Source organism: Psychrobacter sp. Ps1, from assembly GCF_022129425.1.
GTDB lineage: Bacteria > Pseudomonadota > Gammaproteobacteria > Pseudomonadales > Moraxellaceae > Psychrobacter.
Genome location: NZ_JADQAN010000005.1, coordinates 174,084 through 188,199, shown reverse-complemented (window position 1 = coordinate 188,199; position 14,116 = coordinate 174,084). Strand labels below are relative to the sequence as shown.

General features: G+C 41.8%; 11 protein-coding genes. 6 read left to right on the top strand and 5 right to left on the bottom strand.

The genetic code is table 11. The annotated features are described in order from the left end of the window. Positions 1 to 719: 719 nt before the first annotated feature. Entirely contained in the window at positions 720 to 980 is a 261-nt protein-coding gene (locus tag I3249_RS04120) for a DUF1289 domain-containing protein (RefSeq protein WP_165596742.1), read from the bottom strand. 187 nt (positions 981 to 1,167) lie between these two features. On the opposite strand from I3249_RS04120, the gene I3249_RS04115 reads away from it, so the two are divergent. From I3249_RS04115 to I3249_RS04105, 3 genes are all read left to right on the top strand, one after another. Continuing rightward, positions 1,168 to 1,836 (top strand): YqiA/YcfP family alpha/beta fold hydrolase, encoded by a 669-nt coding sequence (locus I3249_RS04115; RefSeq protein ID WP_238068741.1) that lies wholly within the window; start codon positions 1,168 to 1,170, stop codon positions 1,834 to 1,836. Between the two features lie 110 nt (positions 1,837 to 1,946). Next, complete coding sequence (gene parE, locus I3249_RS04110; RefSeq protein WP_238068738.1) at positions 1,947 to 3,833, top strand: DNA topoisomerase IV subunit B; 1,887 nt, start codon at positions 1,947 to 1,949, stop codon at positions 3,831 to 3,833. Between the two features lie 165 nt (positions 3,834 to 3,998). Further along, a complete protein-coding gene (locus tag I3249_RS04105; RefSeq protein ID WP_238068736.1) occupies positions 3,999 to 4,694 on the top strand; it encodes a lysophospholipid acyltransferase family protein in 696 nt (231 codons plus the stop codon). Between the two features lie 198 nt (positions 4,695 to 4,892). Here the strand turns inward: I3249_RS04105 and I3249_RS04100 are convergent, their stop codons facing one another. Beyond that, positions 4,893 to 5,675, bottom strand: a complete 783-nt coding sequence (locus I3249_RS04100) for an SDR family oxidoreductase (protein WP_238068734.1) — start codon at positions 5,673 to 5,675, stop codon at positions 4,893 to 4,895. Positions 5,676 to 5,973: 298 nt separating this feature from the next. On the opposite strand from I3249_RS04100, the gene I3249_RS04095 reads away from it, so the two are divergent. Then, on the top strand, positions 5,974 to 7,425 hold the full coding sequence (locus I3249_RS04095) for a hypothetical protein (RefSeq protein ID WP_238068732.1): 1,452 nt from the start codon (positions 5,974 to 5,976) through the stop codon (positions 7,423 to 7,425). A 144-nt stretch (positions 7,426 to 7,569) separates the two neighbouring features. Here I3249_RS04095 and I3249_RS04090 read toward each other — a convergent pair whose 3' ends face one another. Next, entirely contained in the window at positions 7,570 to 9,234 is a 1,665-nt protein-coding gene (locus I3249_RS04090; protein WP_057762135.1) for a mechanosensitive ion channel, read from the bottom strand. 456 nt (positions 9,235 to 9,690) lie between these two features. Here I3249_RS04090 and I3249_RS04085 point away from each other — a divergent pair, with 456 nt between their 5' ends. After that, complete coding sequence (locus I3249_RS04085) at positions 9,691 to 10,422, top strand: FKBP-type peptidyl-prolyl cis-trans isomerase (RefSeq protein WP_160023449.1); 732 nt, start codon at positions 9,691 to 9,693, stop codon at positions 10,420 to 10,422. 134 nt (positions 10,423 to 10,556) lie between these two features. Here the strand turns inward: I3249_RS04085 and argA are convergent, their stop codons facing one another. After that, positions 10,557 to 11,879, bottom strand: coding sequence for an amino-acid N-acetyltransferase (gene argA / locus I3249_RS04080; protein ID WP_238068730.1), 1,323 nt, complete (start codon positions 11,877 to 11,879; stop codon positions 10,557 to 10,559). A gap of 398 nt (positions 11,880 to 12,277) precedes the next feature. On the opposite strand from argA, the gene I3249_RS04075 reads away from it, so the two are divergent. Further along, positions 12,278 to 12,865, top strand: coding sequence for a hypothetical protein (locus tag I3249_RS04075; protein ID WP_238068727.1), 588 nt, complete (start codon positions 12,278 to 12,280; stop codon positions 12,863 to 12,865). 174 nt (positions 12,866 to 13,039) lie between these two features. Here I3249_RS04075 and I3249_RS04070 read toward each other — a convergent pair whose 3' ends face one another. Next, positions 13,040 to 14,044: a patatin-like phospholipase family protein gene (locus tag I3249_RS04070; protein WP_238068725.1), complete on the bottom strand. Its 1,005-nt coding sequence runs from the start codon at positions 14,042 to 14,044 to the stop codon at positions 13,040 to 13,042. Positions 14,045 to 14,116: the final 72 nt, after the last annotated feature.

Sequence of the window (14,116 nt, the reverse complement as noted above, 5' to 3'; positions counted from 1 at the left end):
CTTAAAAAGAGTCATCCTTAATTGGGTGGCTCTTTTTTTTATCTTTTATTCCTAGTGACCTACGTAGCAAATCCTATCTAAAGGATTTGCTCTTGCGCTGCCTAAAATTGGCATGCAATTTTTACGGCGCTCAGGTCATCGTCAGCTCTCTATTCTAGATAAAGCCCCCTTCGCTAACGCGTTGGGGGCTTTTCTTTGTCAGCAGTTTGGTGACGGATCTACCTATTTCAGTCTAATGTATTCTAGCAAGCGTATTGCAATATTGATTATAGAAAAACTTGAAGGTATGCTATTTTTTATTAAAAGCGCTTCTAACTTGTAGAAAGCACTGTATTAAAGACAAAGCCGTCATTAGACTAACAAGGAAGTATGCGTGTCAATTTGGTTGCTAGTTCTAATATCATTTTTGCATATTACTATTGGCGGGGCTTTCGCCTTCGGGTTTCTTTTCTATATATGTGCAGAAAATAGCCCAAGCTTAACCAAAGTTGAAAATAATGTTCTCTTTACCTTGTTGATTGGATATGCAGCTTCACTTGTAATCAGTGTTGCAATGGCTGTTTATTTTTACGTATTTGCTACTAGCGATTTATATTATTGGTGTTTCGCCATACCGTGGGTACTACTGATTCTACTATTAGGTTATTGGGCATATATTTTAGCCAAATTTAATGCATTCTAAGGATACTGTTGGCATATCTGGTCTGATTCATTACTTCTCAAAATAATTCACCTATCTCAGGTATCTCTTCAAAATCAAATCCTAACTGTTCATCTTTACGCTGTCTCATTTGCTCTATACGTAGCTTACGTCCTGCGATAAGCCTTAGCACCTCGCGCTGCTGCTCTGTCGTCATATCATGCCATAGCTGGCGCTCAGTTCGACTACGCAGGCAACCAAAGCAATAACCCTTCTTATTGCTTTGGCAAAGACCAATACATGGATTGGCAATCTCGAACAGCTCAAACTGTTGATTCATGACTCCTCCATAATGACTAACGTCATTCCTTTGACCTGCATAAAATCACTGTACAACATTATTATGTTGCAAATACCGACTAATAGTGTGCCATTTTATTGTTATTATTTTCGTCTAGCGGCTGCTATGCTTAGCTTTGATAGCCTTTATAAGATAATCATAACAAAATTAATAAGTGAGATGATACGTGAACTTGATTTATATCCATGGATTGGACAGTGATGCCAACTCGACTAAAGGGGTGTTGTTAGAAAAATATTGCCAGCTTCATCATCCTGATATTAATGTGCTGCGTCCTGATTTAAATAAAACCCCTGCTCAAGTGTGTGAGCAATTACTGTCTTTAATCAAAGCACTAAATAATAGTGCAGATAGAAGATCAGCAGATAAGCAGACTGAGTTATCAAGTACGGTATTGATCGGTAGCTCGCTAGGTGGGTATTTTTCTACTTTGATAAGCAATCAGATAGGTTGCCCAGTTTTATTGCTCAATCCTAGTACTCAGCCCCATATCACTTTACAGCGTTTCTCTAATCAATCAGTATCAAGTCAAGATAACTTAAATGAGTCATCTACTAGCAAAGTCCTGCATACGACAGCGGGTGGCTGGAGTATTACGACTGCAGATTTACAGTGGTTTGCAGATAATCAGCTATTATCAGTAAATTATCCCGATAAAGTTGCTGTACTATTAAAAGAAGGTGATGAATTGCTAAATTCTGAATTGTCTAGAGATTTTTATCAAGGTCATGGCGCATCGGTAACAGTGCAAGTGGGTGGCGATCATCGCTTCAGTGACTTTGATGAGCAGTTGCCCATGGTGATGAATATCTTACAGAGTTTAGTACAACCTTAAATAGACGACATTATATGACGTAAGCGATGGAGTATTAACGTTAACGTCGCTATTTTTCGTTATAATGGTTTAATAGAATTAAACGCAAGCGAACAGTTAAGGATGCATTTGTGAGTCAATATAATGCGCAATCGTTAGAAGTTTTAGAAGGTCTTGAGCCAGTCCGTCGTCGTCCGGGTATGTATACCGATACCACGCGCCCGAACCATTTGGCGCAAGAGGTTATTGATAACTCAGTAGATGAAGCGTTGGCTGGTTATGCTAAAACCATCAAGGTGCAATTGCATAGTGATGGATCGTTGTCTGTCGAAGATGACGGGCGCGGTATGCCAACTGATATCCATCCTGAGTTTGGTCAATCTGGTATTGAGCTGATTTTGACCCGCTTGCATGCAGGTGGAAAGTTTTCGACCTCTAATTATGAAGTGTCAGGTGGTCTACATGGCGTGGGTATCTCTGTCGTCAATGCGCTATCAACTCGCGTTGAGGTTACGGTATGGCGTGACAGTACGCAGTTTGATATGGCATTTGAAAATGGTGCACCAGTTACGCCATTGACTGAAGCAGTCAGCTCAAATAAGCGTAAACGTGGCACTAGAGTGCACTTTTGGGCGGATGGTAGTTTCTTTGATACGCCCAAATTTAATGTAAAACAGCTCAAGCATAATTTAAAAGCAAAGGCTGTTTTGGCCGCTGGACTGACGATTGAGTTCACTGATGATATTAATGATGAAAAGGTCGTTTGGCAGTTTACGGATGGGGTAGTCGAGTATCTAAGCGAACAATTAGATGGTTTGGAAACATTGCCTGAAGCACCGTTTTATTATAATTATGAGGCAAAAGCAGGTGAACGAGCGGCTATTACCTTTGCCTTGTCTTGGTTGCCTGATGGTGGCACGCCGATTCAAGAAAGCTATGTAAACCTGATTCCAACAGCTCAGGGCGGTACGCACGTCAACGGACTACGCACGGGCATTTTAGAAGCGCTGCGTGAATTCTGCGATATTCATAATTTGCTACCACGTAGTGTGAAGCTAACTGCAGAAGATGTCTGGGACGGGGTGAACTATATTCTGTCTCTGAAGTTCTCTGAGCCGCAGTTTTCTGGACAGACCAAAGAACGTTTATCTAGTCGCGAGGCTGCGGGCGCTGTACAGACATTGGCAAAAGATGCCTTTAGCCTCTGGTTAAACCAACATGCGGACATGGGTACACAAATCGCTGAACTGGCGATTAATAAAGCAGGTCGTCGTCTGAAATCTGCCAAAAAAGTTGCTCGTAAGAAAATTACTCAGGGACCCGCATTGCCTGGTAAATTGGCAGACTGCCGTGGTGATTTGCGTGATGGCGCTGAGCTGTTCTTAGTAGAGGGTGACTCTGCGGGTGGTAGTGCTAAGCAAGCAAGAGATCGTCATTATCAGGCTATATTACCTCTGCGCGGCAAAATCCTAAACACATGGGAAGTATCATCAGATACGGTGTTATCAAGCCAAGAGATTCATGATATTGCCATTGCTATCGGTGTGGATCCTGCCTCTGATGATTTGTCCGAGCTGCGTTATGACAAGATATGTATCTTAGCGGATGCTGACTCTGATGGACTGCACATTGCGACATTGATCTGCGCTTTGTTTGTGAAGCATTTCCCTGCGCTAGTGGATGCGGGTCATTTATTTGTGGCCATGCCGCCATTGTACCGAGTAGATGTGGGTAAAGAGGTTCATTATGCACTGGATGAGCCAGAGCTTGCACATATCTTGGCTAACGTACCGGGTAATAAAAAAGCCCAGATTACACGTTTCAAAGGACTTGGTGAAATGAGCGCTGAGCAACTGCGTGAGACGACGATGAGCCGTGATACACGCCGCTTAGTACAGTTAGATATGGACGACATGGTACTGACCAATAGCGTGATGGATATGCTACTGGCTAAGAAGCGTGCTTCTGATCGCAAGTCATGGCTTGAGAGCAAAGGTGATTTGGCTGATATTTCTTAAGAATTAGCAATGAATCTAAAGAAATACGTGTGCAGAATATCGAAATAGGTCATTACTTATATTTATGGCTAAACGATCTATCACATAATAAAAGCACGCAAAATTCAGCCTAGCCACAAAGGCTTAATGGTATTATGTCAGTACCTTTCATTATATTGTGCTGTCATGATACCGAAGATTTTTAACCGTTCTAAGTCTGTTGCTTCTAAACCTGCGCGCTCCAAAGTGCTCCCAAAACTTAGCAAAAAGCATTTGGGAGACAAGGTTCCAAAGCGTGGCAACAAGTTTGCGCCTGTTATTGCATCCGCACTGTTAAAGGCGTCAGGTTGGCGTACGGTAGGCGAGATTCCAAATATCTCACAAGCTGTAGTGCTTGCTCTGCCACATACTTCTAATGTGGATGGTATTTATGCGATTCCAAGTCTGTTTGCATTAGATATCAAAATCAGCATTATGGGCAAGCACACGCTATTTAAAGTGCCTGTGTTTGCACAGTTATTAAATTGGATAGGGGTTATTCCTATCGATCGTGGCAACAAAGGCTCTGTGCTGCAAGCCAGTATTGATAAGTTCAAAACTGGTGAACCATTATTTTTAGGATTATCACCAGAGGGAACACGGCAATATACTGAGTCGTGGAAGACAGGCTTTTATTATTTAGCGGTGGGTGCTGGTGTACCGATTTTGCCAGTAGCGATGGACTACAATACTAAAGAAATACGGTTTATGTCGCTGGTTTATCCTACAGGTGATATCGAGGCAGATTTACCAAAAATATATTCTCAGTATAAAGGGGTGCTACCAAGACACCTTGAGCGTTTATCGCAGCCACTACAAGATATCAATAATATAGCTGAATAAGCCAAATGTTATAAATATTAGTTTAATTAGTTTAATTAGTTTAATTAGTTAAGTTAACAGAACTGACTGTATGACAGGTATGAAAACTCAAAGTTACCTACAATTAAGCTTTGATAATTGATGTTGAAAAAGCCCCTGATATGATGATATCGGGGGCTTTTTTTTGAGTAATATTTAGATACCTATCAGCTTAACAATTTAGAACTGTGGTTGGCCGTTAGAAGCGCTAACACCGCCGTCAACAGGTAGATTAACACCAGTAATCATAGAGGCATCATCGCTTGCTAAAAAGGTAATAGCAGCGGCGATATCCTCTGGGGTTGCCAAACGTCCAAGTGGACAGCGAGCTAATAACTTATCCGTCTTAGACTCATTATCTTGGATAGCCGTAGTCATATCGGTTTTGGTGACACTTGGATTAACCGCATTGACGCGAACACCATCTGAACCATGATCTAATGCCAATGTACGGGTTAAATTAGTTACACCCGCTTTAGCAGCATTGTAAGCAGCCATATTCCAGTCACCACCCACGCCCGAGAGCGATGAGATATTGACGATGTTGCCCTTTGATGCAATCAAGTGAGGCATAGCAGCTTGAGAGACGTAGAAGGTCCCGTTTAGATTTACATCGATAGCAGAGCGCCAATCATCAGCAGACAATTCGGTGATTTTACCTTGGGTTGCCTTACCAGCATTATTGACCAAGATATCAATTTTGCCAAATTTGTCGATAGCGCGCTCAACCATCTCTTGTACTTGGCTTTGAACGCTAATGTCGCATGTAATAATGAGATAATTGTCGGTGTGAATCCAAGTACGATCTTGTGGCAACTCTTTGGCAGTTTCTTCTAGTGTTGCTGCCGTACGTCCTACTAGAACCACGCTAGCGCCTTCTTCGGCAAAGCGAATGGCAGTTGCACGGCCAATACCAGAACCTGCACCCGTTACAACGACGGTCTTTTCTTTAAAACGCTTCATAATGTTTAATCCTTATTATTATATAATAGTCATTAAAAATTCGATGATTAAAAATTCAACGACTATGGTTTCGATACATACAACTAAGTACAGTTTGTCATTCATAAATTTGCACGCAAGCAATACTGCTTTGATATCATCATAACAAGTGATCGCTTTGAAAGCGACTGTCTCTGATAGTGCTTATGTAGCATAATTTTGCATCATCCAGATATTTGTAATACGCGATAATCATGTTGTTATTATTACGAGCTGGCATGTGCGATATTCACCATACGATAATAGAAGGTTGGAACTTGTGTCCCATTCGATTACTACCATGCCCGACTGGGGCTACCTGACGACCGAGCTAGTCAGTTATTTACAAACAGATGCTATGGCAGTGACTTTAGCAGGCATGCATACGATTGAGCATGAATACAATGCTCAGTATATCGCTCGTCACTATCAATATCAGTTGCCACTTGGCAAGCTACAGCTGTTGGAGCTAACACTGTATTTACCCTATGATACAGAGTCAGTTGATATTGAGGCTGTACGCATGACTGCGGTAAAGTCAGCACTTACATGGTATAAATCATTATCGTCTCAAAATGAAGACAATGCTTCAGCTGGTTATGAAGCTATGATTTTTGATATTCAGCTTGTCGGAGGAGGTAGCAGTCTTAATCAAGATGATAACAATGACAGTGCAAACCATTCAAACAGTGCTCTACAGCGACTTAAACACAATTTTGGGGTTCGTTACTTTTTAGAAGACTTAGTTGTCGACATGAGTGAAAGCATGCAGCAGCTGCAAGTCTTTAGTTGGGACGACTGGTACTCGATAGCAGCAGCGGTACGAACGCCATGTGAATTGTGGCGTTTCTTAGCTTATCATCTGGAGCAACTACAGCAGTCGGCTGTAAACCATATTCCAAGTTTCGAGTCAGAAGACGCTTTGGTTGAGCGTTTCTTACAAAGCCCAGTTTTATTGACACCTGCTATTGCGGTCGACAATGCGCTCATCAAAAATGAAGTACAAGACGAACCTAACTCAGCACTGGTCGCCATTACGCTTGCCTACAAGAACCAAAGTTCAACTGCTCAGATGTACCATCAACATATGATACAAGCGGCCACGATATGGTCTCAGCTAAGTATGCAGATGATAGACACGTATGGTAAAAAGCACGCAACTAATAATGACGACCAAACAGCAATACCACTCGCTCACTGGCAACAACAACTGTTAGATGAGTCTTTGTTTTCACGTCACGAGCTTGTTCGTACGCTATATAGACACCCTAAACAAAGCGCAACGCTGCAAAAGGAGGGCTATGTGGTACATCAACATTCTTATGAGAGTTTAGGACGACATTATGTACTGGTGTTTTACGGTCAGGAGTCAAAAGGGCCTAACAGCAAAGCCGCTGTCCAACCAAAGCTAGCAAAGATCGCACAGGACGTTGCCACACGTTTGCCAATTATTGAGCTACATCACGTAGTCGTGCTTGGTATCGACTTTATCACTGAGAATAATGAGAATTTTTTCGATATTGATTTGTGGATTCAGCCAGTTGATGCGATGACTCAAAGGGAGCGCCAACTTACTAAGCAAATGCAGAAGCTAAAGCAACAAGAATTAGATAAGCAAAATACACCAGCTGCTAGTAGCGTGGAAGATAGTAAACCTGCGAAGGCGCAAAAAGAAAACTTACCTCAAGTACAGATGAGCTTAACGATTCCAGCACGTAAAGATAAGCAGTAGATTATAGCGTGAAATTGTTTGAATGAACTTTTATACTAAGAGCTTCGATAACAATAACCACAGATTTATTAATATAATTACTGACATAAAAAAAGACAGCCTAGGCTGTCTTTTTCGTATCTAAACTAAACAATCAAAAAATACTTATTTATTGATATCGTCATTGAGACCGCTACCAGGAAGTACGTCATCGCTGTTGTAAATGTCATTAGTATCAACACGTGGTGTATCAACTACATCGGTACGTAAATCAGTGGTAGGTGTGCTAGCAGCAGATGGCGTGTTTTCACGAACTGAATCAGCAACTTTTTCTTGAGTTGATGAACTTGGCTGTAGCGCAGATTTTGCTTTTGCTTCAGTACGCTCATGATCCATCTTGTCCTGCATTTTACGTAGGAAACGAGCTGCAGCTTCTTGACCACCAAGACCAAATGATAAGGCAAAGGCAACGGCTACCGCACCTAGTGTTAAACCAAATGCTAGGTTAACGATTGAATCGGCAATACCCATCGCTTTTAGACCCATTGCTAATACTAGGCCCATGATCAATACACGTACGATGTTTGCTAGGAATTGTGAACCTTGCTCAGAACGTTCAACCACACCTGCAATGATATTGGCAAGCCAGAATCCGATGAATAGGATAATTGCGCCTAGGATGATATTTGCACCGAATGCGATAAACATCGTGATAATAGCTGAGATAGGCTCGAAACCTAGCAAGTCAGCGGCTGCAATAGCGGCAAATAGCATAGCGAAGAAGATAATCGCATAACCAACTAGGTCAGAGATTTTCTTATCACCCATGGTTTCTTGTAGACCAACTTTCGCAGGTAATTGATTGATTTGAGTGTTCTCAATCAGACCCTTGATGATGTTGGCAACCATGCGTACAACATAGAAAGTTACTACTAGGATAGCGACTGCCATAAAGATGTTTGGCAAGGCTTCCATGATTTTGTTAAGCATATTGGTCGCAGGGCGAGCAATTACTTCGATTTTTAGTGCATTTAAAGCAGCGATAATGGTTGGAATGATAACTACAAGAAATGCTAATGAACCTGCAATGTTAGGTAAGCTGTTTTGCTCACTTAAACCTGCTTTTGATGCCAATTCTTGTACATTAAAAGTAGAAACAAGATTGGTGACGATGCCGCGTACGACTTTGGCAATGATATAACCAACGACGAAGACCACACCAGCGATCAAGATATTAGGGATAAAGCTAAAGATTTTGTCGACCATGTTAGTTAATGGAGCGAACAAGCCATCAAGCTCTAATTGACCAAGTACCATGGTCAACACAACCAATAAGATGAACCAGTAAACCATATCAGCAATCGTACTGCTCATTGGTTTTACACCAGCTTGTGCACTTAAACGCTCATCCATAGAGGTTTTTGCGAGTGCAGCATTGATCGCTGTGCGTGCAACAGTAGCCACGACCCAACCGATCACACCAAGTGCGATAGCGCCGATAAGATTAGGGATAAATGCCAATACTTGATTAACCATATTTGCGAATGGTGCTGAGATAGAGTTTAAGTTTAATTGGCTAAGTGCGCCTGAGATAGCAATGATGAAAATAAACCAGAAAACAATTTTGGAGATGATACCTTCAAGGTCGTAGGTTTTACCTGTTGAAGAGTTCATACGCTGATTGAGATTAACTTTAGAGAGTACGCCGCGTACCAGTGCTGCGATACCAAGGGCTACTAGCCAACCAATAACGAATATCAAAATAGCACCAATGATGGAACCGATAGGTCCACCGAGATAGCCGTTAAAAGATGTGTACATTGGGTTCATCTTATCCTCCTTGAAGCATCTTATATAACTCGCCAAAAACAATGTTCATACAGCGATTAATGAGCAAGACATACAGATGGTTGTCATAAATAGTATTTTTAGAATCAGTTATATAGAGATATTATCGTTTTTGAGCATAAATTATTATCAGCAGTATCTCTTATTTATATTAAAGTGACTTCGCTATCGATATCTGCTTATTTTTGATAAAAATTAACGCTCGGTTACTTATCTCCTTAACTAATTCAGCTTAGCTGATGTATTGATGGATTTAAAGACAGAAAGCTTTACCTGTTACTATATTTGTGTGATAACTTGTTATTATGATAGAAGATATTAACATAGACTATACATTGGCCCGATAATTTCGTGCAAAGCGTGGTTCCCAAAACTAAGATTTGTTATTATAGAGGAATGTGACATCTCGCCACTATTCTTACAATTAGAGAGTACTTTATGAAAAAAATCACTACTTTAGGCGTTAGTGCACTTGCTAGCGCTATGTTGTTAGTAACAGGCTGTAGCACCAACAATGGCAATCAAGAAACAGCCGCTCAAAGCGTTTCCATTACTGAACAAAGCTCAGCTAGTGAAAAAGTAGGTTATAGCTTAGGTTTCATGATGGCAGAAGGCAATAAAGACGCTGTCAAAGATCTAGACCTAAATACTTTTGAACAAGGCTTCCGTGATGGCTACGAAGGCAATGAGTCAGCATTGACCCAAGAGCAAATGCAACAAGTATTGATGGACTATCAAAAAGAGCAAGAAGAGCAGTTTGTTAAAGACATGGAAACCAAAGCGACAGAAAATAAAGCCGCTGGTACTGCATTCTTAGCAGAAAACGCTAAAAAAGAAGGCGTGAAGCAAACAGAGTCTGGTTTACAGTATAAAGTTATCAAAGCAGGTACTGGTAAATCACCAAAAGCAACTGACGTGGTTGAAGTAAACTACGAAGGTAAATTGCTTGATGGTACAGTATTTGACAGCTCTTATGAGCGCGGTGAGCCAATCGAGTTCCCACTAAACCAAGTAATCGCTGGCTGGACTGAAGGTCTACAGTTGATGAAAGAAGGCGGAAAATACGAGTTCTATATCCCATCAGACATCGCGTATGGTGAAGCGGGTAACGCTGGTATCGAGCCTAACAGCACGCTTATCTTTACTGTTGAGCTATTAAAAGTAAAATAAGTATCTAAAGCAAATATTGTTTAGGTACTTAACCTAAAAAAGCCTTCATATAATTATGAAGGCTTTTTTTACGACTAATATTTTATCTCAGACTGATCTCGATCTTACAAAGCTGATATCAAGTTGGTGATAAATTATAGATTCTTTTGAAAGACTTTAGAGTTGCGGCCATTATGGTACTGCTCTAAACGTGCTTCAGGTAAAGCGCTGGCTTCAACTTCAGCAAAGCCTTGCTCGACGAACCAATGCGCAGTACGAGTGGTCAAAACAAACAGCTTGTACAAGCCATGACTGCGTGCTTGCTGCTCTAGAAACGCTAACAAATCTGCACCGCGGCTACCACTACGGTACTCAGGACGTACGGCAACACAGGCGACTTCTGCTGACTCTGAGTCTAGCGTATGCAATGCTGCACAGCCCAAAATCATACCATCACGCTCAATCACACTATAGTGATCAATCTCTTGCTCTAAACGCTCACGTGAACGACTGACCAAGATGCCTTGCTCTTCTAGAGGTGACAGCAGCTCAATCAGACCAACCACGTCATCGATATTGGCACGGCGAATTTCTTCATAAGGGTCGTGGCTAATCAACGTACCAGAACCATCACGCGTGAATAGCTCTTCTAGTAATGCGCCGTTTTTGGCATACGAGATAATATGCGTACGATGGACACCTTGACGACAGGCCAAGCTTGCACAATTCAAGAAATAATTGATTTCGCAATTTAAATCGCGATCACGTAAGAAACGATCAACTTCGTTTGGAATCATTTCACGTAATAAACGATCGTCGTCGTTGATACCTGCTTCTTCGCCTAAGAATATAAGCTTGTCAGCACCCAGTGCTACAGCAGCGCTTAGAGCCACATCTTCCGCTAATAAGTTAAATACTTCGCCAGTCGCAGAGTAGCCCATCGAGCCTAGTACAACGATATGGTCATGAAGTAGGTTGTTTTTGATGGCTTCCACATCGATAGAACGCACTTCACCCGTCATCTGGTAATCAATACCCTCACGGATACCGTATGGGCGCGCTGTCACGAAGTTACCCGATATCGCATCGATACGCGAACCATACATCGGAGAGTTGGCCAGTCCCATTGATAGCTGAGCTTCAATCTGTAAACGAATAGCACCAACGGCTTGTAAGATAGATGGCATCGCTGCACGTGGCGTAATACGGATGTCTTGATGTAGCGGCGATTCAATGTTAGCGTCTTTTAAGTTCTTTTCAATTTGCGGTCGTGCCCCGTGTACCAGTACCAGCTTGATACCCAAGCTATGCAACAAGGCAAAATCATGAATAAGTGTGCTGAAGTTCGCATGATTGACCGCTTCACCACCAAACATGATCACGAAAGTTTTGCCGCGATGGGTATTAATGTAGGGTGCAGAGTTACGGAACCAATGGACGTATTCAGGGTTAATCTGGGGCATGGAGCTAGTAGTCATAATGGGAGCAGTAGTCGTTAGAATAAGAAAAGGGGCGCAGCAAAAAAATGCCTAACGCTAAAGATTTACCATAGCAAAAAACGCGGTTATGAGCTATCTTTTATTTCAGCTGTATTCAAGCATTCTGATTGCCAATCGCTGATATACACAACCTCAACACTGGGTTAATGTACGTACAAATGCTTTTTGTTATGCTAAGCGCTATTGCTTTACAGATGCTGAGCGAAGATAATCAGGTTAGATAAATGAGTTCAGGTTTTTCATAGATTGCATGAACTATTTTACAGCGATATCTTATATACATCGTAATGCTTTTTATCTGTTGAACAAATTATAAAAATAACTTAAGTTGCACCATCTGTGTTTTACCGATATATCAACCAGGGATAATGAAAATCATGAAAAAAAGTAACCAGTTTGCTAGCCCGTTCAGTGCTTGGAGCGGCCACCGCTTATTTCACGTTGTTGCCGGTACGCTTATCGGTGCAATGGTCGTTACACAAGCTTCAGCAATGCTGCCAACACCAGAGCAAGCGGTTGATAGCTCAATGGCTATTCAAGCAACTACCAACAAGAGCAGCAACTCAAGTGCTCAAGCCGTTAACAGCAGAATTACAGCGTCGTTGGTCAGCGTTGATGCCAATGGTCAAGAAGTACTCGTCCCTGTAGATACCAATACTCGTTTGCAGTCAGGCAATGTATTGGAGTATCAAGGATACTTTACCAATACCAATGCAGATCGCGTACGTAAAATGACCGTTACGATGAGTATCCCAGAGCAGGTAGAACTGCTAAAAACGGTTGCTCCTGAATTCCCGTACGGCAGTGTAGATGGCAATAATTTTGCTCGTATGCCACTACGTACCAAAGTAGATAATCAGCTACAAGACGTCGCGCTTAAATACTATAAAGCGGTACGTTGGGACCTAGAAGGCGTAGGTCTAAATGATACTGTCGCTGTAAAATATCGCGCGCGTGTCAAATAGTCCTGAATTTTTGAATTAGAATTTAGCTAGTATTGATGTAGTTAGCACTGAATACTATCCGTTTAGTACTGAAAGCTATCAATAAAAAAGCACCACAGTTTATAGCTGCGGTGCTTTTTTACTGTGTATTAGGACGTTTGATAATTTTACTGATAAGTAAGTAAAAATACTGAGCTACAGCGTGGTATATTGGCTACTAGATTTCTCTTGGATAAGTTGTTTAATGGCATTGATTTGTGGCGTTGTAGCTTGAGCGCCTGCTTGTATTAGACTGCGCCGCTGCCTAGTATCTATCGAACTGTTACGACCGACATTGGGAGTAATAACAATATCCGCTCGATCTCGTTCGCTCTGACTTGATGCGGAGCGCTTAGCAGTCAGGTTGGTAGCTAGAATATTGGTTTCTAGAAAGCCCCAAAAGTCACTCAATGAGTTAATAGTCGGTATTTGATTATTAGTATTATCACTGCCTTGAACTCCCGTTACATCTACAGCAATGACAATGTCAGCACCTAAGTCATAGGCGCTATCTACGGGTACTAAACTGACCACACCGCCATCGACATATTTTTTACCAACCTTTTCAGGAATGCGCGGGGCAATAAAAATATTGGGTACGCTACAGGATGCTTGTACGGCAAGTCCAGCATCACCAATGGTAAAGACTGTTTTCTTCAGAGTGTGTTTTTCTGCTGCGATTGCCGCAAAAGCAATAGGGAAATCCTCTATGGCACGCGCATTCACTTTGCTATTGATAAAGTTTTTTAACTTAATACCTTCGATAAAACCTTGATTGGACAAGGTAAAGTCTGTGAGCTGGCTATCAGTAGTAGTCAATGCCAATTGCTCAAGCTGTGCCGGCGTGTAACCACTGGCGTATAAGCTGCCAATCAAGCTACCCACACTCGTCCCGACTACCAATGTTGGTTTGATACCGTTTTCTTCTAGCGCTTTAATGACTCCCACATGGGCAAACCCTTTTGCACCGCCACCACCCAACACCAGTGCGACAGTAGGGGCTTTAATAACAGGCTCTGGAGTTTTGGGAGTAGTAGATGTCAACGTGCTACACGCACTAATATAAAAACCGAGAATAGGTATTAAACTCAACCTCAGTATTTTTAGATTATGACGAATCAGATTGTGACGAAACTGACGAGGCAAAATAGAAACAAGCATAGAGAAACACCTTACGAAATTGCCAGAACTCAAAAAATCAGACATCAGTTATTGGTATGATGAGGAGAAGCG